At 56.6% G+C, this 21,332-nt stretch carries 20 protein-coding genes; 6 read left to right on the top strand and 14 right to left on the bottom strand.

Translation table 11 applies throughout. From position 1 onward, the window contains the following. Positions 1–34 precede the first annotated feature (34 nt). The 7 genes from radA to alr form a co-directional block, all read right to left on the bottom strand. Entirely contained in the window at positions 35–1,396 is a 1,362-nt protein-coding gene (gene radA / locus ACR0DG_RS01875) for a DNA repair protein RadA (RefSeq protein WP_480694965.1), read from the bottom strand. Positions 1,397–1,516: 120 nt separating this feature from the next. After that, on the bottom strand, positions 1,517–2,299 hold the full coding sequence (locus ACR0DG_RS01870; protein ID WP_480693762.1) for a DNA repair protein: 783 nt from the start codon (positions 2,297–2,299) through the stop codon (positions 1,517–1,519). Between the two features lie 156 nt (positions 2,300–2,455). Next, a complete protein-coding gene (locus tag ACR0DG_RS01865) occupies positions 2,456–2,902 on the bottom strand; it encodes a paraquat-inducible protein A (RefSeq protein ID WP_480693760.1) in 447 nt (148 codons plus the stop codon). Between the two features lie 6 nt (positions 2,903–2,908). Next, entirely contained in the window at positions 2,909–3,877 is a 969-nt protein-coding gene (locus tag ACR0DG_RS01860) for a DUF2971 domain-containing protein (RefSeq protein ID WP_480693758.1), read from the bottom strand. Positions 3,878–3,891: 14 nt separating this feature from the next. After that, positions 3,892–4,638, bottom strand: coding sequence for an ABC transporter ATP-binding protein (locus tag ACR0DG_RS01855; protein WP_480693757.1), 747 nt, complete (start codon positions 4,636–4,638; stop codon positions 3,892–3,894). Further along, the gene (locus tag ACR0DG_RS01850; protein WP_480693755.1) at positions 4,635–5,417 is read right to left on the bottom strand and encodes an MlaE family ABC transporter permease; all 783 of its coding nucleotides are present in this window, start codon (positions 5,415–5,417) and stop codon (positions 4,635–4,637) included. Before ACR0DG_RS01850 ends, ACR0DG_RS01855 begins: the two co-directional genes overlap by 4 nt. Continuing rightward, positions 5,414–6,448, bottom strand: coding sequence for an alanine racemase (alr, locus tag ACR0DG_RS01845; RefSeq protein ID WP_480693753.1), 1,035 nt, complete (start codon positions 6,446–6,448; stop codon positions 5,414–5,416). Before alr ends, ACR0DG_RS01850 begins: the two co-directional genes overlap by 4 nt. Positions 6,449–6,665: 217 nt before the next feature. Here alr and ACR0DG_RS01840 point away from each other — a divergent pair, with 217 nt between their 5' ends. Then, positions 6,666–7,208 carry a GNAT family N-acetyltransferase gene (locus ACR0DG_RS01840; protein WP_480693752.1) on the top strand — a complete coding sequence of 181 codons (543 nt, stop codon included), beginning with the start codon at positions 6,666–6,668 and terminating at the stop codon, positions 7,206–7,208. Between the two features lies 1 nt (position 7,209). Here the strand turns inward: ACR0DG_RS01840 and ACR0DG_RS01835 are convergent, their stop codons facing one another. From ACR0DG_RS01835 to ACR0DG_RS01810, 6 genes are all read right to left on the bottom strand, one after another. After that, positions 7,210–8,700 (bottom strand): replicative DNA helicase, encoded by a 1,491-nt coding sequence (locus ACR0DG_RS01835; protein ID WP_480693749.1) that lies wholly within the window; start codon positions 8,698–8,700, stop codon positions 7,210–7,212. 236 nt (positions 8,701–8,936) lie between these two features. Beyond that, positions 8,937–9,617 (bottom strand): orotate phosphoribosyltransferase, encoded by a 681-nt coding sequence (locus ACR0DG_RS01830; RefSeq protein WP_480693747.1) that lies wholly within the window; start codon positions 9,615–9,617, stop codon positions 8,937–8,939. 140 nt (positions 9,618–9,757) lie between these two features. Continuing rightward, positions 9,758–10,939, bottom strand: a complete 1,182-nt coding sequence (locus tag ACR0DG_RS01825) for an ammonium transporter (protein ID WP_480693745.1) — start codon at positions 10,937–10,939, stop codon at positions 9,758–9,760. A gap of 293 nt (positions 10,940–11,232) precedes the next feature. Beyond that, the gene (locus ACR0DG_RS01820; RefSeq protein WP_480693743.1) at positions 11,233–11,709 is read right to left on the bottom strand and encodes a CinA family protein; all 477 of its coding nucleotides are present in this window, start codon (positions 11,707–11,709) and stop codon (positions 11,233–11,235) included. After that, positions 11,706–12,203: a phosphatidylglycerophosphatase A family protein gene (locus ACR0DG_RS01815; RefSeq protein ID WP_480694963.1), complete on the bottom strand. Its 498-nt coding sequence runs from the start codon at positions 12,201–12,203 to the stop codon at positions 11,706–11,708. The genes ACR0DG_RS01820 and ACR0DG_RS01815 overlap by 4 nt, the downstream gene beginning before the upstream one ends. Then, entirely contained in the window at positions 12,200–13,330 is a 1,131-nt protein-coding gene (locus ACR0DG_RS01810; RefSeq protein WP_480693741.1) for a bifunctional 2-C-methyl-D-erythritol 4-phosphate cytidylyltransferase/2-C-methyl-D-erythritol 2,4-cyclodiphosphate synthase, read from the bottom strand. Before ACR0DG_RS01810 ends, ACR0DG_RS01815 begins: the two co-directional genes overlap by 4 nt. 183 nt (positions 13,331–13,513) lie before the next feature. Between ACR0DG_RS01810 and dusB the strand changes: the two genes are divergently transcribed. The 5 genes from dusB to ntrX all read left to right on the top strand — a co-directional run bounded on the left by dusB (position 13,514) and on the right by ntrX (position 20,764). Beyond that, the gene (gene dusB / locus ACR0DG_RS01805) at positions 13,514–14,497 is read left to right on the top strand and encodes a tRNA dihydrouridine synthase DusB (protein ID WP_480693739.1); all 984 of its coding nucleotides are present in this window, start codon (positions 13,514–13,516) and stop codon (positions 14,495–14,497) included. Then, on the top strand, positions 14,494–15,561 hold the full coding sequence (locus ACR0DG_RS01800) for a two-component system sensor histidine kinase NtrB (RefSeq protein ID WP_480693737.1): 1,068 nt from the start codon (positions 14,494–14,496) through the stop codon (positions 15,559–15,561). The genes dusB and ACR0DG_RS01800 overlap by 4 nt, the downstream gene beginning before the upstream one ends. A gap of 41 nt (positions 15,562–15,602) precedes the next feature. Further along, positions 15,603–16,970: a response regulator gene (locus tag ACR0DG_RS01795; protein WP_480693735.1), complete on the top strand. Its 1,368-nt coding sequence runs from the start codon at positions 15,603–15,605 to the stop codon at positions 16,968–16,970. Positions 16,971–17,069: 99 nt separating this feature from the next. Next, positions 17,070–19,358: a sensor histidine kinase NtrY-like gene (locus ACR0DG_RS01790; RefSeq protein ID WP_480693733.1), complete on the top strand. Its 2,289-nt coding sequence runs from the start codon at positions 17,070–17,072 to the stop codon at positions 19,356–19,358. After that, positions 19,355–20,764 (top strand): nitrogen assimilation response regulator NtrX, encoded by a 1,410-nt coding sequence (gene ntrX, locus ACR0DG_RS01785; RefSeq protein ID WP_480693731.1) that lies wholly within the window; start codon positions 19,355–19,357, stop codon positions 20,762–20,764. Before ACR0DG_RS01790 ends, ntrX begins: the two co-directional genes overlap by 4 nt. 12 nt (positions 20,765–20,776) lie before the next feature. On the opposite strand, the gene ACR0DG_RS01780 is transcribed toward ntrX, so the two are convergent. After that, positions 20,777–21,256 carry a hypothetical protein gene (locus tag ACR0DG_RS01780; protein WP_480693729.1) on the bottom strand — a complete coding sequence of 160 codons (480 nt, stop codon included), beginning with the start codon at positions 21,254–21,256 and terminating at the stop codon, positions 20,777–20,779. Between the last annotated feature and the right edge of the window lie 76 nt (positions 21,257–21,332).

Below are 21,332 nucleotides of genomic sequence, written 5' to 3'. Positions count from 1 at the left end.
GCCTGTATTTTTTTCAGCCTCTCAAGGCGTTATCTTAACCTGCTCCGAAGGTTTCGCCAACAAACCCTACTAAATCAGAGGGTCGGGTGAGTGTCAGACCTGCCACAGTGCCGGTTTTTCCACCTGCCGGAGCTATGGCTGATGTGAAACCAAGTTTTTGGGCTTCTTTCAACCTGTTTTCAGTTTGTGCAGCGGGCCTGAGAGCCCCTGACAAGGATATCTCGCCGAACACAACTGTGTCAGCCGGCAAGGCCGTGTCTTCGCGCGCGCTGAGCAGAGCGGCAGCGACGGCAAGGTCTGCGGCGGGTTCCGATACCTTTAGACCACCAGCGACGTTCAGATATACGTCGAGGCCCGTGAAAGGCACGCCGCAGCGCGCCTCGAGCACGGCGAGAATCATTGCCAGTCTTCCGCTGTCCCACCCAACCACTGTGCGGCGTGGTTGAGAATGCGGAGAGGGGGCAACAAGTGCTTGTAATTCAACCAGAACTGGCCGGGTTCCTTCGATCCCGGCGAACACCGCTGAACCTGGGCTTGGCGTGCCGCGTTCGGACAGGAACAAAGCCGAAGGGTTGGTCACCTGTGCCAATCCCTTGCCGGTCATCTCGAACACACCGATTTCATCTGCAGGTCCAAATCGGTTCTTTACAGCACGCAAGATGCGAAATTGATGACCCCGTTCGCCTTCGAAATACAGCACCGTGTCGACCATATGTTCAACCACTCTGGGGCCCGCGATCTGACCCTCTTTGGTGACATGTCCGACCATTATGATTGAGATTCCGTATCGTTTCGCAAACGTGGTCAATTCATGCGCAGCAGCACGTACTTGTGACACGGAGCCCGGTGCACTGTCGACATTGTCTGCCCACATCGTCTGAATCGAGTCGATAATGGCAAGGCCCGGCTTTTCCGCTTCAAGGGTTGTAAGTATGTTCCTCAGGTTCGTTTCGGCAGCCAATTGCACCGGGGCGTCTTCCAATCCAAGACGTCTGGCCCGCATCCTTACTTGCGCGCTGGCTTCTTCACCCGAGACATAGATGGTTTTCACGCCTGCTCGTGCGAAACGGGCCGCTGCTTGCAGTAGCAATGTGGATTTACCGATGCCCGGATCCCCACCGACCAAAAGGGCAGATGCGGGAACAAGGCCACCACCCAGAACACGGTCCAACTCTTCGACCCCGCAGAGGGTGCGGGGCGGCGGACTTTCCTCGGTCGACAGGTCCGTGAGTGCGATGGTCTGGCCCCGTTTGCCGCCAAGGGATTTCTTTGCGGGCCCTGCCGAAAGGGGGACATCTTGTGAGATGGTGTTCCACTCACCGCAACCGTCGCATCGTCCGGACCAGCGGGAATGAGTAGCGCCACAGGCGGTGCATGAAAAACTTGTCTTTGCCATGCGGCCTTTGGTGCCTGAGGTCGGGCGGTTCTTCAAGCCCTCGCGGGCTTTCATCTCCGCCGATGGTGCGCCGTGCCCTCGGGCCCTATGGGCCGTCGGGCACAGCGGGCGCTATCGCGCCTATTCAGCAGCGCGAGGGGGGGACATTGCGATAACGCTGCCTTCGGTTGAACCGCGGTCTTCGGTTGGTGCCTGAAGCTGTGTCGACAGTTCGGGCAAGAGTTCGAACAATTCGTCACGCAGGCGGGCGAGCTGTGATTTCGCAATGGATTCCTCGACTTCGACGTCGCGGGTCCACTGGCGAAGCTCTTGTTGAATGACCTGAGCGTCACCGATCCTCTGCTGGAACTGTTCGATCTCTTCCTGACGCTGTTGCAGGAACATGCGTGCACGCGCGACACGCGTATCGCTGTAGGTATCCGCCAGCTCTTGGCTGATTTGGCTCATTTGCGCAGCGATCTCAAGTATCTCGGGCTCCAGCGATTGCAAGTCCGGGTGATGGCGCAGAAATGCCATTCGTTCTTTCACGGCATCGAACTCCGACGACATGAGGAACGTGTCACCACGGTCTGCCGCATGGGCCAGCTGATAGGCGTAAGTGACGTCCTGCATATTCAGCGCGAACTTGCGGTGGGTGTTTTCCAACGCCATCATCCGCCCGTTCGCAGGAAGATAGAAGGCCAGCATGAGAATCAGTGCGGTCACGCCGATCTGAATGAACATGCCAGCATCAATGGCAGGCGCCGCGCCAAATGCGGCTTGCATGGATAACCAGGGCAATACTCCGGATGCGGATAAAATGGTCGTTGTCACGGCTAAAAGTGCCGCCGCGCAGATCATGAAAAAAGTCAGCTTTAAAAAGGCATTCTGGAATTGCAATGTTATGTTATGGAGGGCGGCCATGGGTGTCGAACTCCTTTCCGAACCGGTACAAACCGGGCCGAAGCGGAGGGGGAATTAACACACACAAGTTGATCCGCTACGGACCCGGAAACTACAATTTGTTGCTGCTCGAAATATTAAGATGATACTTGGGTAAATGTTTTCAATCAATTAGAACTAAGCTTTTCGTGAGGCGGATGTCATCTCTGTAATATGTCCCAAGGCCAGTGAGGCCAGAATGCACCCGGTAAACAGGTAAAGCCCCCAGGCCGTTTCAATGGTGGCGTAAGAGATGCCCTTGGCCAGTGTGATGTAAAGCGCGATCAGGAAAATGTCGGCCATGGCCAGCTTGCCGAGGATGTTCAGCGCGGGCTGAACGCGCGGGTCCATCAGGTTCCATTGGATCAGCGCGGTGCCGATTGTTTTGACAAAGGGCGCGACGAGGGCAAAGACGGTGACCACCAGCGCCAGGAAGACGTCGGACTTCCATAGGGATTGCAGGCCGGTGATGACGCTGATTTCGCTGAGGCCGAAGATCGGAAGGAGGCCCGCGCGCATCAGCGGGGCGAACCACGCGATAGGATAGAGGATCAGGAGCGAGAGGGTGGCGAGGCGGAGGGTCATAAAAGCTTACTTGCGTAGCGGTATGTTGGATATTTTTACCTTGTTCCGCGCATTCTCGACCCCAGCCAAACTAAGTTCATACGTAAGAGCATCGTAAATTGGATAAGGGTACTGAGTCGGACCCACAATTACTTCGCGTAAAAGCTCCGGTATTGTGGCCCCCACAAAGCCTTCATCAGGGTAGTTTTTGAGCTTAAGCTTAAAAATCTTTTGCGGTACGCCGTTAATACATTGAACAGACTGCTCCAGTTTTTCCGATGGCCAAAGCGTTGGAGAATGTACTACGCGCCATTCTCGTTCTTCTGCAAAGCCAGGGTGCTTGGTGGACAAAATCGCAAAGTGAATTGCATTAAAAAGTCGATTCACCAGATCATCCGGCGCAAGTTTCTTGAGAACCTCAAAATGGTTTTCAAGGTTTTCGACGACTTCCAAGAAATGAAGAGGGAAGTCACTCACAGCACTATGAAGTACAGGAGAGGTAAAAGCGTTCAGCGCGTTGTTTTCTGATATGAAGGGAGAGTTTTTGAATACGAAGGCCACATTTGTATCCCCCCCATATGCTCGCCACATCGACAGACGACCGAATTGGTCTTCGGTGCTATCGACATCACCATGCTCAGAAATAGAGATTAGGTAACTCTGAGTTTTGCGCTCTATGCTGCGTTCATTGAGCATATGTTCCAGTTGTTGGCCCAAGCCCTCACGAAGTCTGTTTAGAGTTGACCTAACCCTTTCCCCAAGTTTTACCGTGTTCCATGCTTCGAGAAGACAATTCTCTCCGTGCTGGATTTCCGAGAAGTCGTTCATAACAACTGCACTCCTCATCCAAACTTCATTGTTCCTAATAATACTCAATGCAGCTTCGGCACTAGTATAGTGAACAAACTTGGTGTCAGCCTTACGCACTTTCGCGGTCATTCGAGACGCGTAGGGAAAAATCAAATCCCAAACTTGGCGTTCTACGTCTTGATCCACTCGAAGGCTCATTTTCACCGCACCGCCTCAATCGGCCCCTCAGCACTGCCGCTGATGAACTGCTCGACATAAGGATCACCCGACGTATCCATTTGACTGACTGGGCCGGTCCATTGGATGACGCCTCCGTGCAGCATGGCGACGTTGTCGGCAATCGCGCGGACGGAACTCATGTCGTGGGTGATGGTCATGGCGGTCGCGCCCATTTCGGTCACGATTTCGCGGATCAGGTCGTTGATGACGCCGGACATGATCGGGTCCAACCCTGTGGTTGGCTCGTCAAAGAAGATGATCTCTGGCTCGGCGGCGATGGCGCGGGCGAGGCCGACGCGCTTTTGCATTCCGCCCGACAGCTCGGACGGAAAACGGTCAGCGACGTCGGATTTCAGACCCACACGGCGCAGTTTGTCGATGGCAATCTCGCGCGCGTAATCGGCAGGGCGTTTGAGCGGGCCGCGCAGCAGGCGGAAGGCGACGTTTTGCCAGACGGGCAGCGAGTCAAACAGCGCAGCCCCTTGAAACAGCATCCCGAAGCGCGCCAAAAACGCGTCGCGGTCTCCTTTACTGGCATCTTTGCCGTCGACATAAATCATACCGCTGTCCGGTTTGATCAGGCCGAGGATACATTTCAGCGCCACAGATTTGCCCGTACCGGACCCTCCGATGATGACCATCGACGTGCCCCTGGGTATCTCAAGGTTCATACCCTGCAGCACGCGGTTTTCGTCAAACGCCTTATGAACATTCTCCAGCCGGATCATAACGAGAAAAATACCCCTGTGAGAATGAAGTTGGCCGCAAGAATCATGATCGCAGCGGCCTCAACCGACGACTTGGTAGCCCGGCCCACGCCCTGTGCACCGCGGCCGGAATTCATTCCGTAGTAGCACCCCATGACGGCTGCGATCAGGCCGAATGCAGCACCCTTTACCAGAGATGAGACGATGTCGCGGGTTTCCAGAAAATTGACGGTGTTCAACAGGTAGGTTGCAGCATTGAACCCCAGATTCTGGGTCGCCACCACATAGCCGCCGGCAATGCCGATAATGTCACCGATGCCAACGAGCATAGGCACCGTGATCAAAGCAGCCAGAACGCGGGGTGCGGTAAGGTATTTCATCGGATGCGTGGACAAGGTGACCAACGCGTCAATCTGCTCGGTCACTTTCATCGTGGCGATTTCCGCCGCGATCGAAGAGGTCACGCGGGCTGCGATCATCAGGCCAACCAGAACTGGGCCCAGCTCTCGGACCATACCGATGGCGACGATTTGAGGTACTACGGCCTCGGCGTTGAAACGTGCCCCGCCTGCATAGATTTGCAAGGCCAGCGCGCCGCCGGTGAAGATTGCTGTAAGGCCAACAACAGGTAAGGATAGCCAGCCCACGTTCATAAGCGCCAGAGCAAACTCACGCGGGTAGTACGGGGGGCGGAAGATATGCGAGATCGCGTCAGCCGCAAACATCGCTACCTTGCCGAACGTGGCAAGCAGGGTCAGGATCGCGCGGCCCAGACCCCCCAGCATATCCAAAGGGTTCATTCCACGTAGCCCCGTGAATATCGCGCACCCAGCGAGGTCAGGATTTCGTAACCGATGGTACCCGCGGCTTCGGCAAGATCATCAACCGTTTGGTGGCCGTTCAGGATGCGCAAGCGCTCTGGGTCTGAAGGCAGATCGGTGACATCAACGGTGATCAGATCCATCGAGATGCGCCCGACAACGGGGCAGGGCTGGTCACCCGCAAAGGCGTCAATGCCACCGCCGATTGCGCGGTGCAGGCCATCCGCATATCCCGCCGCAACCGTCGCAATGCGCGAGGGGCGACGCGCCATCCAGGTATTGCCATAACCAACGGTTTCACCTTCGGCCAATTCGCGAACCTGAATAACAGGCAAGTCGACGGTGACCACGGGCTTGGCTTCGGCGAACGGCAAGCCACCATAAAGTCCAACACCGGGGCGGCAGAAATCGAAATGGTATTCTGAGCCCAACAGCATTCCCCCAGTCGCAGCAAGGGACCGCTGTGCTTTAACGCCATCCGTCATTTCGCGGAACGCGCGCAGTTGCTGTTGGTTCATTGGATGGTCGGGTTCGTCCGAACAAGCGAGGTGGGACATTATAACGACCGGGTTCATTGCCTCGGTCCGTGGACGCAATTCTGTCCAATCGGCGGGTTCCAGACCCAACCGGTTCATACCGCTGTCCAGTTGAATGCCGAATGGGTGCGCCGGAAGTGCTTGTTCGTGGCGTTGAAACTGCTCGGGCGAGTTTAAAAGAGGTGTCAGGTCATGCCCACGAAGCAGTTCGGTGTCGCCCTCCATATGGCCCGAGAACACAGCGATCATGGGACCAGGGCCTACGGCTTCGCGTACGGCAGCACCTTCTTCTGCGGCGGCCACAAAGAACTTGCGCACACCTTCTTCTGCAAGCGTATCCGAAACGGGTCCAGCACCGAGGCCATAAGCATCGGCTTTGACCACGGCTCCGGTCTCAACATCTGTTTTTGCATCCAGCGCATGCCAGTTGCTGGCCAGCGCCCGAAGGTTGATCGTCAAACGTGCAGTACTCATGGCTCTGTTCATGACATTGGATATCGGCAGGTCAAGGGGGTAGGTGCCGATTATTGCTGCCTTTGGTCGGATCATGGGCAACTTACAGCCTTTTGGTATGCCGTGAGCGGCGAAAAAACGACAGTTAATCCGTTGTCGCCATTGTGTTAATCCTGTGATCAACCGCTTTGCGAAAGGTGAATCGCTCAACAAGGTTGTGTCAGAAGGAGTTGGAAGCATGATGCCCGAATTTTCATCCGGATTCGCCGGGCATGAGTCACGGCTTGCAACGCTATTTGGCGACGTATTCGCCGCATCCGAAGGGGTCGATGAAGGGCGCGTGATCAAAACGCTAGTTAGCGACTTGATGGCGACTACGCCTAAGGGCGAACTGTCTTGCTTTATTGCGTGGGACGCCAAGGAAATAGCAGGCGGTATTTTCTTTTCGCCGCTTTACTTTGATGACGATCCGCGACAGGTGTTTTTGTTGTCACCGGTCGCAGTGCGGACCGATCGGCAAAAAACTGGCATTGGGCAAAGTCTAATCCGCTTCGGATTGGATCAAATGCGCTCTGGTGGCGCAGATTACCTGGTGACCTACGGCGATCCAGCTTATTACGGAAAAACCGGGTTTCAGCAGGTGTCTGATCAGAATATCCGCCCGCCTTTCCCTTTGAGTATGCCGTTTGGGTGGTTGGGGCAGTCGTTTAGCAGCGATGCGACGGACCTGATTGGTCCATCCAGATGCGTTCCAGCATTCAATCGAGCCGAGCTTTGGTAGATCAGTAACCTTCGATCTCGCCACCCTGTTGCCAAGGTTTCACGAGGTTTCCGAAGCGGGTGAATTGCGCCTCGAAAGACAGTTCAACTGTACCGATGGGGCCGTGGCGCTGCTTACCGACAATGACTTCGGCCTTGCCATGCAGGCGTTCCATGGCTTGCTTCCACTCTTCCATCTTTTCCAGCTCGTGATCGCCGGGCTTTTCGCGTTCTTTGTAGTATTCCTCGCGGAACACGAACATCACGACGTCGGCGTCTTGCTCGATCGAACCCGATTCCCGCAGGTCAGACAGTTGCGGGCGCTTGTCGTCGCGGTTTTCCACCTGACGCGACAACTGCGAAAGGGCGATGACCGGGATGTTAAGTTCCTTGGCTATGGCTTTCATGCCCATCGAAATCTCGGCGATCTCGTTGACACGGTTATCGGACATGCCGCGGCATAGCTGCAGATAGTCGATCACCAGAAGGTCCAGACCATGTGTCCGCTTCAACCGCCGCGCGCGGGCTGCAAGTTGTGAGATCGGCAGGGCCGGGGTGTCGTCGATGAACAGGGGGCAGGCTTCCAGCTCTTTCGCGGCGTCCACGAAGCGGCGGAATTCGGCCTCGGTCATGTCACCCTGACGGATTTTGTGGCTGGAGATCTCCGAGGCTTCGGCCAGAACCCGGCCGGCCAACTGCTCGGCGCTCATCTCCAACGAAAAGAACCCGACCACACCACCGTCTACGGCCCCCTCGGACCCGTCCGATCTTGTGCCGCGTTTATAGGCTTTGGCGACGTTGAACGCCACGTTCGTCGCAAGCGAGGTTTTACCCATCGACGGACGACCGGCCAGAATGATCAGGTCGGACGGGTGCAGCCCCCCAAGCTGTTTGTCCAAGTCGGCCAGACCGGTGGAAATCCCCGCCATGCCACCACCGCGTTGATACGCTTCGTTGGTGACGTTGACGGCTTCTGTGACCGCCTTGAGGAAGGATTGAAATCCCTGTTCGGTCTGGCCCTGCTCGGATAACTGATAAAGCTGTTGCTCGGCCTCGACGATCTGTTCCTTAGGCTCGCTGGAGACATCAACCCGCGCCGCCTTGTCCGAAATGTCTCGACCCAGACGGATCAGCTCGCGCCGGATGGCGAGGTCATAGATCATCTGGGCATAGTCATGCACCGCGAACGCACTGATCGAAGCCCCGGCCAGTTTGACCAGATAGGCGGGGCCGCCCAGCTCTTTCAGGCCCTCATCCTCGGCCATGAAGGATTTGAGCGTCACGGGCGAGGCCAGCGCATTCTTGGCGATGCGGTTGGCTGCCACCTCATAGATGCGGGCGTGGACCGGATCATAGAAATGCTCGGCCCCGATGATCGACGCAACCCGATCATAGAGATCATTGTTGGTCAGGATCGCACCCAGAAGCTGCTGTTCGGCCTCAATGGAATGCGGCATGGTTTCGGCGTTCTGAATCTGCGCCGCTGCCTGCTCGATACTGCTTATCTCGTTCATTTTGTCCCCGCTGCCCGTTCGACAGTTCTAATCAATCCGGCACCCGTTGGGCCATCTGTAAATCTCTGAAGATAAGTGGCGTATAACTCGACTTCAGCTTGGGATAAGTTTGGACAACCTTGCCAAAGAATATCTCGTGGCGCAACATTTAGTGCGGCATCGAGGCGCCGACACTAGATGCAAGCCGTCCAAAGGCGATTCTATGCCAAGTTACCCCCAGCTTATGCACAGGTGTTTTAAGAAGATTTGTTGGCTTCCTGCCATCCACGCGGGTCGTTGAGGAAGGCTTCGACCCCATCCAGCGTCTCTTTGTCGAACGCTTTCTGTGCCTTAGCTTCTGCCAGAACATCCCACCAAGTGCACAGGCTGTGCAGTTTCACACCGTGGTCGCCAAGGGTTTTCTCGGTCTCAGGGAAAATACCGTAGTAGAAGATCACCGCTGTATGCCCGCAGGTGGCACCGGTTTCGCGGATTGCATCGACGAACGACAGTTTCGATCCGCCATCTGTGGTCAGGTCTTCGACCAGCAGCACACGCTCGCCTTCGCCCATCGCGCCTTCGATACGGGCGTTGCGACCGTAGCCTTTGGGCTTCTTGCGCACATAGGTCATCGGCAGTGCCATCCGTTCCGCCACCATGGCGGCAAAGGGGATGCCCGCCGTTTCGCCACCGGCAATGTTGTCGAACGCCTCGAACCCGGCGTCCCGCATCACTGTGACGGTCAGGAAGTCCATCAGGGTCGAGCGGATACGCGGGTATGAGATCAGCTTGCGGCAGTCGATATAGGTCGGGCTGGGCAGACCCGAGGCCAGTGTGAACGGCTCGCGCGCGTTGAAATGGACGGCCTTGATCTCCAGCAGCATCCGCGCGGTCAGGCGGGCGATTTCGGTGCTGTCGGGGAAAGAGCTGGGGATCATGGTGTAAACCTCTGGGCTGAAAACACGTTGCGGGCTGATAGCCTGCCAGCGCACCCGGAGTCGAGAGGGGGCCCAAAAGAAAAGCGGACCCCTTATCGGAGGTCCGCCAAAGCCCTTTCGGGCCGAGCACTAAGGTGGGCTTAGCTGCTCATGTCATAAGCTCGTTCGCGGTGTACCGACAGATCGAGCCCGTTTGTCTCGGTCTCGGCGTCTACGCGAAGCGGTGTGACAAGCGCAACCGCCTTAATGAGCACAAAGGTGACAACTGACGTAAAGGCACCCACGATTACCAGCCCACCCAACTGGGCGGTCCATGCGCCCAGACCAAAGGCGGCAATCATGATCGTGCCAAAAATTCCACCGACGCCATGCACCGCAAAGACGTCCAGCGTGTCGTCGATGTTCAGCAAGTTGCGGATCACGTTGACGGCCTCTTGGCAAAGCACGCCTGCGACGGCACCAATGATCAGCGCCTGAACCGGATCGACATAGCCCGAGGCCGGGGTGATCGAAGCCAGACCGGCGATTGTGCCGGTGACCAGACCCACCATCGAGGCTTTGCCGTATTTGATCCGCTCCCACAGCGCCCATGTCAGCGAGGCCGTCGCCGCCGAGATATGCGTTACGGTCATCGCCATTGCTGCACCACCATCAGCAGCCAGTTGCGAGCCGCCGTTAAACCCGAACCAGCCGACCCAAAGCATCGCAGCCCCAATCATCACGAAACCCGGATTGTGCGGCGGCGTCGTGCGGTTTCGGCGCGGGCCAAGTACAATGGCAATGATCAGCGCGGCCAGACCGGCGGTCTCGTGCACAACAATTCCACCGGCAAAGTCGCGTACGCCAACTTCACCCAGAATGCCGCCATCGGTCAGGATACCACCACCCCAGATCCAGTGAACGACCGGCGCATAGCACAGCAGCATCCATAGGGCTGAGAATGTCAGAACAAAGCCAAAGCCTACACGTTCCACGTACGCTCCGACGATCAGCGCCGGAGTTATGATGGCAAACGTCATCTGGAACGCAAAGAACAGGATCTCGGGCAGGTTGCCGGACAGGCTGTCTGCGTCGACGCCGTTGAGGAACGCTTTGCCCAAACCACCCCAAAGACCTGATCCACCATCGCCGAACGCAATTGAATACCCTGCGACCAGCCAAAGAATGCTCATCAAACAGGCTATGCTAAAGCAATGCATGAACACACTGAGTACGTTTCGAGCGCGAACGAGACCGCCGTAAAAAAGGGCAAGGCCCGGCAGTGTCATGAACAGGACCAGTGCAGTTGCAACTATGATCCAGGCGGTATCGGCTCCATTCATCGGCCGCTCTCCTCTTCAGCTTGCGTGGCGGGGCTTGAAGCGGATTGAGGGTGAGGAAAAAAGAGGCAGTTGCGATTTTTTGCGCCTATTAATGGGGCTTTTGTCAAAAAGATGATTAATTATACATCTATTGGCCGCAAAAGATGAAAAATTAATCGAAGTGAAAAGCGCGTTGGGTTGTTACTGGAGGGCTCAAACGCCCGTAGAGCCCTTCGTCGCGCCGCATGCAAATAAGCGCCGCCGACGGAGCGGGGTTTTCACAAGCAGAATTCCTTTGGGTCGTTTTGTTCGTCCTACGCGTTGTCGGACAGCGCTGTCGCCAAAAGGTCAAGGGCGTGATCGCGCGCTGCCTGTCGTACCCGGTCACGGCCCAACGCACCGAATTCGACGGTTTCAGTTCTTGTCGAACTGCCAGACATCGCCAAGCCAAAGCAAACACGCCCTTCGGGTTTGAACTCTGATCCACCGGGGCCAGCGATGCCGGTGACGGATACGGCGATTTGCGCATTGGAATTGGCGAGCGCCCCAGCTGCCATTTCGTGTGCAACTTCTTCCGACACTGCTCCGTTGGCTTCGAGTGTTTCGGCCTTCACACCCAGCATTTGCTGTTTGGCGGTGTTGGTGTATGTCACAAAGCCCCGTTCAACAACGGCTGAGCTGCCGGGGATGTCCGTCAAAGCGGCTGCAACCATTCCTCCTGTACAGCTTTCGGCGGTCGCGATCATTTTCCCTTGCGCCCGCGCGTGGTCCAACAGTTCAGCGACGGTCATAAGCCCAGCACTCCATGAGATATTCCGGCCATAACAAGCACACCTATGGCAGCGAAAATTCCGGCAATAACGTCATCCAGCATAACACCTAAGGGATCACCCCGACGGTCAGCCCAGCCCACAGGGCCGGGTTTGGTGATATCGAACAAACGGAACAGCAAAAACCCGGCGACCCAGCCGGGCCACAGTGCCGTGATTTCGATCCCGTGCGCCCAGGAGGGATAAGAGATAGCCCAGATCGCGATAAACTGGCCCGCAACCTCGTCGATCACGATCTCAGACGGGTCATGGTCTTTTTGTCCTGCTGTCATGATCCGCGTTGCCCAGAGGCCGCCGAAAAATGCGGCCAAGGTTCCGATCGCCAGCAGGGGGAAGCCGCCAATAACGTGTAAAAGCCATGCCAAGGGCAGGGCGGCCAATGACCCCCAAGTCCCAGGTGCGGGGCGCAGGTATCCGACGCCACCAACGGTACCGATCAGTCGCGCCGCGTTCATGATTTCACCAGACATGCTGTCGCCAGCGAGGCAATCCCCTCACCACGACCCGTAAAACCCAGCCTCTCGGATGTCGTTGCCTTGATTGAGACCTGATCGGCGCGCAACTCCATGATCTTTGCCATTTCGTTCTGCATGGCCGCGGCGTGCGGTCCAATTTTTGGAAATTCGCAAACCAGTGTGCAGTCCACATTTGAGATGCGGTATCCCATTTGGTCGGCCAACTGGATCGCGTGACGCAGGAAAACCGCGCTGTCGGTGCCTTTCCATTTTGGGTCGGACGGGGGGAAATGCTGACCGATATCACCTTGCGCCAACGCCCCGTAGATCGCATCCGTGACGGCGTGCATTCCGACATCTGCATCCGAGTGCCCTTGTAACGAGCGGTTGTGAGGCACTTTGACACCGCAGAGGATCACGTGATCCCCTTCGCCAAACCGGTGCACGTCGTACCCATTGCCCAGCCTTACATCCATATTCGTTCCCATTATGCGTTCTGCCCGGGCAAAATCCTCGGGTCTGGTTATTTTGAGATTGTCAGGGTCACCCGGAATAATGGCCACATCCAATCCTGCTGCCCGCGCGACCTCGACATCGTCGGCGGCGTTTCCGTCGTAGGACATATGGGCAGCCGAAATGGCATCATAGTGAAACCCCTGCGGCGTTTGCGCCGCGTAAAGGCCGGCCCGATCCCGAGTGCCGGTCACAAAGGTTCCGTCCCCGGTCCAGAGCGCATCGGTAACGGCCAGTCCCGGAGCGGCTGCGGGGTTTGTTTCCAGAGCGGTCAGTACATCTCGGATGATCTGAGGGTTAACACACGGGCGAGCTACATCGTGAATCAGCACATAGGTGATCCCTAAATCTGCTAAAGCGCTCAGGCCGTTGCGAACAGAGCCTGCCCGATCCTCACCGCCTTTTGCCAATAGCAGATCGGTGCCTTGGAATTCCGCCCAAGCGTCCGCATCGTCCTCTGACAACACAAGGACAATATGATCGACCGCGCCGCGAAACCTGTCGATTGTCCAGTCGGCCACGCGACGTCCTGCCAGCGCGCGCCACTGCTTTGGGATGCCACCTCCGGCACGCAGTCCGCGCCCGGCGGCGACAATGATGGCGGCGGTGGTCATTGCGGCAATTCTCCGATGGTTCGTGGCAATGTTTAGGGTGCGGTGAATGGAGAGGCAATCACCCGCGTTGTGCTGCACAAAAAATAAGCAGGTGATGATTTTGCGGGCTTTTACGTCGGCGTTTTATTGTTCATATACGCTCAATTCGATATCAAAGCCGCATCTGCCCAAGGATTAAGCACGTTGACACTGCAACTCGCTGACAAAGACATCAACCCGCCTGTTGTGCTGGCTCCCATGGCTGGAATCACGGATCGTCCGTTCCGTGATCTGGTGATGCGTTTTGGCGCGGGAATGGTCGTAAGTGAAATGGTGGCTAGTCAGGAAATGGTACAGGCCAAACCCGGTGTGCGTGAGCGTGCCGAGCTTTCGGCAGATGTTGAGAATACAGCCGTTCAACTGGCAGGGCGCGAGGCCCATTGGATGGCAGAAGCAGCCCGACAGGTCGCCGACCGTGGTGCAAGGGTGATCGACATCAACATGGGGTGCCCAGCTAAGAAGGTCACGAACGGCTATTCCGGTTCAGCCTTACTGAAGACGCCCGATCACGCCTTGACGTTGATCGAGGCAGTTGTTGGGGCGGTGGACGTGCCGGTTACCTTGAAAACGAGACTGGGTTGGGACGACAAATTGCTGAACGCCCCTGATGTCGCCCGGCGCGCACAGGATGCCGGCGTTACTATGGTGACGATCCACGGACGAACCCGCTGCCAATTCTACAAAGGGACGGCCGACTGGAAGGCCATTCGGGCAGTCAAGGATGCAGTCTCAATACCTGTCATCGCAAATGGCGATATCACCGGTTCGAACGTAGCGCGCACCGCATTGGGCCAGTCAGGTGCAGATGGCGTCATGGTTGGGCGCGGTGCCCAAGGCAAGCCGTGGTTGCTGGCGCAGATTTGCAGCGATCTTTATGGAACTGACGCCCCGGACATTCCCGCCGGGAATGATCTGATCGATATCGTGCGGACACACTACCAGGCGATGCTGGGTTTCTACGGGCGCGATCTTGGTCTGCGGGTCGCCCGAAAGCACCTGGGTTGGTACATGGATGAGGCGGGCACGCCCACGGCATTGCGTCGGGCGGTTTTGACCTCACGTGACACGGATGAAGTGCTGAGGCTCGTGTCCGATGCGCTTTGCCCGGATACGGAGGTTGCGGCATGACGTCAGATCAAAGCATCTGGGCATCGTTGCCCGTTCCAGCATTTATCATCGGTGCGGACGACCGGATCATAGACGTGAATTCGGCCGGAGAGGGGTTTCTGAACGCCTCCCGTAAATCGGTGATCGGTCATCCGGTGTGGGATCAGATCGCCGTCGACGCACCGCTCGAGGAAGCGTTCGAGCGCGCGCGCAATCAGGGGACCCCGCTCTTCGTCAATGATGTGGACGCGGGGTCGGGCAACCGAGCACCTTTGCAATGTGCACTGCAGATTGCCCCGTTGTTGGGGCATCCGGGTGCGATGGTCATGATCATCTCACCCCGCGAGCTATCTGGGCGGATGACCCGCGGCAACACTGTGAAATCAGCCGCGCAATCGGCGATCGGCATGGCCGAGATGCTTGCGCATGAAATCAAGAACCCGCTGGCGGGTATCACAGGCGCGGCGCAATTGCTGAGCATGAATATATCGCAGCAAGACCTTGAACTCACAGATCTTATCGTCGCGGAAAGTCGCCGTATCGTTAAGCTTTTGGAGCAGGTTGAGCAATTCGGCAACCTCTCGGAACCGGATTTCAAGCCGGTCAATATTCACGACGTTCTTGACCGCGCAAGGCGGTCAGCCTTGTTGGGCTTCGGGGCGCACATGAAGATCGTAGAAGACTATGATCCGTCATTGCCGCTGGCCTATGGTGACCCTGATCAGTTTCTCCAGATCGTTTTGAACCTATTAAAGAACGCGTCGGAAGCTGCTGACCCCAAAGGCGGAACGATCCGTTTGAGGACGTATTTTGAGCACTCGTTCCGCCTGCGCCGCAGTGATGGTTCGGGGCATTCGCTTCCGCTTCAAATCGAGATCATCGACGACGGCCCGGGGCTGCCAGACAAAATACGCAGCGATATTTTCGACCCGTTCGTGTCGGGCAAGGAAAACGGCACCGGCCTTGGGTTGGCGCTGGTCAGCAAAATTATTTCGGACCACGACGGGTGGATTTCGGCGGACTCGGTGCCTGGGCGCACAGTGTTCCGCATATCCCTCAGGCGGGCGCCGCGTGAAGCAACTTGAACCAACAACTGCCGGGAAGAGCACAATAAGGAGAGCACCAAATGGATGGAACAGTACTGGTCGCAGATGACGACCGCACGATCCGAACAGTTCTAACACAGGCCCTGACGCGGGCCGGGTGCAAAGTGCATGCAACATCCTCATTGACGACGCTGATGCGCTGGGTTGGGGAAGGTAAGGGCGATGTCGTAATATCCGACGTGGTAATGCCGGACGGTAATGGTCTGGAAATGTTGCCTAAAATAGCCCAGGACCGACCGGGCCTTCCGGTTATTGTCATCTCGGCCCAGAACACAATCATGACGGCCATTCAGGCGGCTGAGGCGGATGCCTATGACTATCTGCCGAAACCCTTTGACCTTCCGGATCTAATGAAACGGACGGCTCGGGCGTTAGAGCAGAAGCAACGTGTTCAAACGGATGTCGTGGATACATCCGAAGACAGACCCGAAGAACTTCCACTGGTTGGGCGCACGCCTGTCATGCAGGCGTTGTATCGCTTGGTGGCGCGTGTGATGAACACCGACTTATCGGTCATGATTTCTGGTGAAAGTGGGACGGGTAAATCGTTGATTGCACGTGCTATTCACGATTTCTCGGACAGTCGAACTTTGCCATTTGTCACGGCAACCGCGGCGGACCTTCGGGACCTCGAAGGGCCTGCGCGCGTTATGGCACGGGTTCGCGGTGGAACTTTGCTGATCGATGAGATTGCGGATATCGAAGACGAATTGCAGGCACGCATCGTGCGTATGATGGACACGCCCGGCGACCATGTTCCGCGGTTCATGGCGACAAGCCAATCCGATTTGACCGAAGCGATGGAAAGCGGGCGCGTCCGACAGGATCTGTACTACCGTTTATGCGGTGCGACGATCCATGTGCCAGCACTGCGTGAGCGTGTAGATGACATCACCCTATTGGCGGATCACTTCCTAGCGCGGGAGGAGCGAGAGCACGGCACCAAACGTTGGCTAAGTCCGGACGCGGTCGAACTGGTGCGGCGCTATTCTTGGCCCGGCAATGTGCGTCAGCTTGAAAATGCGATCCGTCGTCTAAGCCTTACCAGCCGCGCCGATGAGATTTCCAAGGCAGAAGTCGAGATGGTGCTAGGAAGCCAACCCGAGGCGGAACCCGTTCTGGGCGATGGAGAGCGCGAAAAACTCTCGACCTCGGTTGCTCGTCACCTGCGTCGGTACTTTGATCTGCACGGCAATTTGCTACCGCCTCCGGGGCTGTATCAGCGGATTTTACGCGAAGTTGAGGCCCCTTTGATCGAGTTGGCACTGGATGCGACGGGTGGGAACCAAGCAAAATGTGCTGATCTTTTAGGTATTAACCGAAATACGTTGCGGAAAAAGATCACTGACCTCGATATTCAGGTGACACGGCGGCGCAAACTGATGTAATATCGCCACACAAAGCGTGGCATCCGGGTGTCTTCCCGGCAAAGACCACGAAATATGGCGGTTCGTCGCGAAAGCGGCACATCAGGGTGAGGGCAGACGGTGGCAACCCGAGCACAGAGCGGGCTGATCCTATCGATTAATCGGTGGCGTAAATCCCGAAGGCTGCGCAATTTTAGCACCTTGGGTCTGGTTCTTCTGGGCCCGGTTCTTGCTTTGGCCACCTATCTGGTCATTGGCCCATTTGATCTTGGTGCGACTGCGCCCACGCTGCGCCTGATTCTCCTTGCTGATCTGGTTTACGTTCTGGTGGTGGCAGCCCTTGTTCTGGGGCAAGTCGGTACGCTTATCGCCGCGCGTCGGGCCAAATCGGCCGGATCCCGGTTGCACCTGCGTTTGATCGGGGCGTTTACTCTGTTGGCGTTGGTGCCAACGGTGACGGTGGCGATCTTTGCAGGTCTGACCGTAAATATCGGGCTTGAGGGGTGGTTCTCGGATCGCGTGCGCCAAGTGGTGGGCTCGTCGCTTACAGCGGCGGAGGCGTACGAGCAGGAACACCGCGAAGGCCTGACACAGGATGCGACTGTACTGGCCCGGTTCTTGGACAACGCGCGGGCCTTGGATTTTTACATTTCGGACGCTGAGTTGCGTGCAGTTTTGGCGCAAGGGCAGTCACAGATTCAGCGCGGCTTGCGCGAGGCCTATGTCATAGACGGAAGCGGTGAGATCAAAGCGCGCGGGGACAGGTCCTATCTGTTCAACTACGAAGAACCAACGCCCGATCAGTTGGTCGAAGCGGCGGACAATGGGCTTTTGATCATAGCCGATTGGCAAAACAGCGAATTTCGGGCGTTGGTTCCGTTGGGTGCCTATCTTGACCGATATCTTTATGTAAGCCGCGAAGTCGACGGTCAGTTGCTGACACTGCTGGACGATACAAAGGAAACGGCGCAGTTTTACCAACAACTTGAAAGCGAACGCGGACGGGTTCTGTTTGAATTTGGCCTGCTGTATCTGGGTTTTGCCGTTATCCTGATCCTTGCCGCGATGTCTTTGGGGATGTGGTTTGCGGAAAGGTTGTCCCGTCCGGTCGGACGACTGACGACCGCTGCTCAGCGCGTCGGGGCAGGTGATCTGGGCGTGCAAGTTATCGAAGAAGCAAGCGATGATGAGATCGCGATGCTGGGTCGGTATTTCAACCAGATGACCCGGCAGCTAAAGGGGCAGCGCGATACCCTGCTAGAAAACACTCGTCAGATCGAACGCCGCCGCCGCCTTTTCGATTCCGTACTTAGTTCGGTGACATCGGGGGTCGTTGGTGTTGACCCCGACGGCTGCGTGACCTTTGTGAACAGATCGGCGGAACGGCTTTTGGACTGGTCGCGCGGCGAAGAACAACTTGCCATTGGGATCGCCGTGCCAGAGTTCTTGCCGCTGTTTGAAAGTCTCAAGGACAGCGGCCAAGAGGCCGTGCAGGGCGAGGTCAAGGTCACCCGCAAGGGACGTCTCGAAAACCTGCTGGTGCGGATGGCTACGCGCAGAGGCGAAGATGGCGGGCTTGAGGGCTATGTGGTGGCGTTCGACGACGTGACCGACCTTGTAAGTGCTCAGAGGTTGGCTGCATGGGGCGATGTTGCGCGCAGAATTGCGCACGAGATCAAGAACCCGCTCACGCCTATCCAGCTGAGCGCAGAGCGGATCAAGCGCAAGTTCTCAATCAAGCTGGACGAGGATGATTGCGACAAACTGGTCTCGATGACGGATGTGATCGTCCGGCAGACAAACGACCTTCGCCGAATTGTTGACGAGTTCTCACGGTTCGCGCGTATGCCGGAACCCGAGCGCCACGAGGAAAACATCGTTGAGCTTGTGCAAGAAGCCGTGCTGTTGCAGCAGTCCGGGCAACCCGATGTACAAATTGACGCTACACTTCCCAACGAGCCTATCCTCGTGGACGTGGACGCGACAATGCTGAACCAGGCTTTGACCAACCTAATCAAAAATGCTGGCGAGGCGATTGAAACACTTAAGAAAAAAGGCGCACCAGATAACCTGAAAGCGCGAATAAAAGTGGATGTTACAAGTGATGATGCGGGTACCGTCATCACAATTGCAGACAACGGAATAGGACTACCGGAAGACCGGGCTCGTTTATTCGAGCCCTACGTAACTACACGTGACGAAGGTACAGGCCTTGGCCTGCCGATCGTCAAGAAGATCATTGAAGAACATGGCGGTGCATTGACCCTTGAAGACGCGCCGGTGTTCGACGGGCAAGACCATTTTGGCGCGATGGCCGTGATCCGATTACCCCGGGGCGATTACTCCCCCGCAACTGCGCCACAAAAGCAGGCAATTAAAACAAGCAAACTGAAAGCAGGCCAAAGATGAGTGACATTCTGATCGTAGATGACGAACGCGATATACGCGAGCTGGTGTCTGACATTCTGGAGGACGAAGGCTTTTCAACCCGGCTGGCTGGAAACTCGGATGAGTGTATGGCGGCAATCAATTCCGAGCCGCCGGGGCTGTTGATCCTGGATATCTGGCTGAAGGACAGCCGGATGGACGGGATTGATATCTTGAAGGCAGTTAAACGCGATAACCCGGATGTGCCCGTGGTGATTATTTCTGGTCACGGCAACATTGAAATAGCAGTCGCGGCAATCAAACAGGGGGCATACGATTTCATCGAAAAGCCCTTTAACATCGACCAGTTGATGGTCGTAATTCGCCGCGCGATGGAGACCTCGCGCCTGCGCCGCGAGAATGCCTCGCTCAAGCGCAAGGAAGTCACGAATTCGGACATGATTGGCAAATCTGCCGCGTTCCGGTCGATGCAAAGCCAGTTGGACAAGGTGACCAAATCTAACGGCCGCGTCATGCTGAGCGGTCCGGCGGGTTCGGGCAAGGAAATTGCCGCACGTTACATTCATGCCCATTCCAACCGTGCGAACGCGCCGTTCGTAACCGTGAACTGCGCAGGCATTGAGCCTGAGCGCGTGGAAGAGGTGCTGTTCGGGCGTGAATCGACCGAGCGCGGTGTTGAGCCGGGATTGCTGGAAGAAGCACATGGCGGTGTCATCTACTTTGACGAAGTTGCAGACATGCCTCTGGGCACCCAGTCCAAGATCTTGCGGGTTCTGGTAGATCAACAGTTCCAGCGCGTTGGTGGTTCAGACAAGGTTCGTGTCGATCTGCGCGTCGTATCCTCGACCAACAAGGATCTGGACGAAGAGATTGCTTCGGAACGCTTCAGAGAAGAGCTGTATCATCGGTTGAACGTCGTCCCGATTGACGTTCCCTCGCTTGAAGACCGTCGCGAGGACATTCCGGTTTTGGCGCAGCATTTCATTGAAATGTGCAACGAATCCCAAGGGCTACCCGTGCGCGAGATTTCGGATGAAGCCGTTGCACTGCTACAAACCATGACGTGGCCGGGCAATGTCCGCCAGCTGAAAAACCTGATTGAGCGGGTTCTGATCCTGGGTGATGGAACCGGTCCGATCGAAGCCAAAGAGCTGCCGACTGAAGATGAGAAATCTGATGACTCGGGCCGCGTGGTTCTGTCGGGTGCATTGGCCACTTTGCCATTGCGCGAAGCGCGTGAAGCGTTCGAGCGGGAGTATCTGCTAACACAAATCAACCGTTTTGGGGGCAACATCAGCCGCACGGCCAGTTTTGTCGGGATGGAACGCAGCGCGCTTCACCGTAAACTGAAGTCACTGGGTGTCGTCACCTCGAACAAGTCCGGTGCGCGGGTCGCTCAAATTGATGAACCAGAGCCGGCGGAATAATCCGCCGGTCTATCAACTCGCCTGACCGGGGGTGATGATCTGGAAAGAACCATCGTCAAATCTGACGAAACAGGATTCGGTGCTTAGCGGCGGCAATGTGTTTGTGCGAGCCGCTGGCACCTTGGATTTCACGCCTTGCTTGCATGGGGGAAGGCTAACTGGCCGATAGCCTTTTTGGGCCATGCACTGCGCCTCAACCTTGTTGCGCAATCCTTGGTTGACGTCGACCGTGTAAACCTGACCCGGTTGCCAATACCCGGCCGAGCGTCTGCAGCGGCCGTTTCGATCGCAATAGGTTCGACCCGGCCAATAAGTGGGCGGACTCTGCCTGATCTGGTTGGCCACTGGCACGTCCTGAACGGCCTTAACCTGGCATTGCGTCGTTTCCGTTTGCATCCGCGATACACTTTCCCCTTCGCGATAATAAAGCGCGAGCGGGCCGCATGCGGTCAGAATTGCCAAGGGAACAAACAACGTAAGTGCAGTTTTCATACGCTTACAATGCCTTAGCTGCACGGATTCGACAATTCAATTGACCGCCTTTGGGGCATCTGTCATTCAAAGCTTT

The sequence above is a fragment of the Ruegeria sp. BG8 genome (assembly GCF_056538325.1).
Note: the sequence above shows the minus strand (reverse complement) of the source record. Positions and strands in the feature narration are given on the sequence as shown.

Bases quoted from the DNA above. Each gene is read 5' to 3' on its own strand.
- radA (WP_480694965.1), bottom strand. From the start codon at position 1,396: ATGGCAAAGACAAGTTTTTCATGCACCGCCTGTGGCGCTACTCATTCC.
- ACR0DG_RS01870 (WP_480693762.1), bottom strand. From the start codon at position 2,299: ATGGCCGCCCTCCATAACATAACATTGCAATTCCAGAATGCCTTTTTA.
- ACR0DG_RS01865 (WP_480693760.1), bottom strand. From the start codon at position 2,902: ATGACCCTCCGCCTCGCCACCCTCTCGCTCCTGATCCTCTATCCTATC.
- ACR0DG_RS01855 (WP_480693757.1), bottom strand. From the start codon at position 4,638: ATGATCCGGCTGGAGAATGTTCATAAGGCGTTTGACGAAAACCGCGTG.
- ACR0DG_RS01850 (WP_480693755.1), bottom strand. From the start codon at position 5,417: ATGAACCCTTTGGATATGCTGGGGGGTCTGGGCCGCGCGATCCTGACC.
- alr (WP_480693753.1), bottom strand. From the start codon at position 6,448: ATGAGTACTGCACGTTTGACGATCAACCTTCGGGCGCTGGCCAGCAAC.
- ACR0DG_RS01840 (WP_480693752.1), top strand. From the start codon at position 6,666: ATGATGCCCGAATTTTCATCCGGATTCGCCGGGCATGAGTCACGGCTT.
- ACR0DG_RS01835 (WP_480693749.1), bottom strand. From the start codon at position 8,700: ATGAACGAGATAAGCAGTATCGAGCAGGCAGCGGCGCAGATTCAGAAC.
- ACR0DG_RS01830 (WP_480693747.1), bottom strand. From the start codon at position 9,617: ATGATCCCCAGCTCTTTCCCCGACAGCACCGAAATCGCCCGCCTGACC.
- ACR0DG_RS01825 (WP_480693745.1), bottom strand. From the start codon at position 10,939: ATGAATGGAGCCGATACCGCCTGGATCATAGTTGCAACTGCACTGGTC.
- ACR0DG_RS01820 (WP_480693743.1), bottom strand. From the start codon at position 11,709: ATGACCGTCGCTGAACTGTTGGACCACGCGCGGGCGCAAGGGAAAATG.
- ACR0DG_RS01815 (WP_480694963.1), bottom strand. From the start codon at position 12,203: ATGAACGCGGCGCGACTGATCGGTACCGTTGGTGGCGTCGGATACCTG.
- ACR0DG_RS01810 (WP_480693741.1), bottom strand. From the start codon at position 13,330: ATGACCACCGCCGCCATCATTGTCGCCGCCGGGCGCGGACTGCGTGCC.
- ACR0DG_RS01800 (WP_480693737.1), top strand. From the start codon at position 14,494: ATGACGTCAGATCAAAGCATCTGGGCATCGTTGCCCGTTCCAGCATTT.
- ACR0DG_RS01795 (WP_480693735.1), top strand. From the start codon at position 15,603: ATGGATGGAACAGTACTGGTCGCAGATGACGACCGCACGATCCGAACA.
- ntrX (WP_480693731.1), top strand. From the start codon at position 19,355: ATGAGTGACATTCTGATCGTAGATGACGAACGCGATATACGCGAGCTG.
- ACR0DG_RS01780 (WP_480693729.1), bottom strand. From the start codon at position 21,256: ATGAAAACTGCACTTACGTTGTTTGTTCCCTTGGCAATTCTGACCGCA.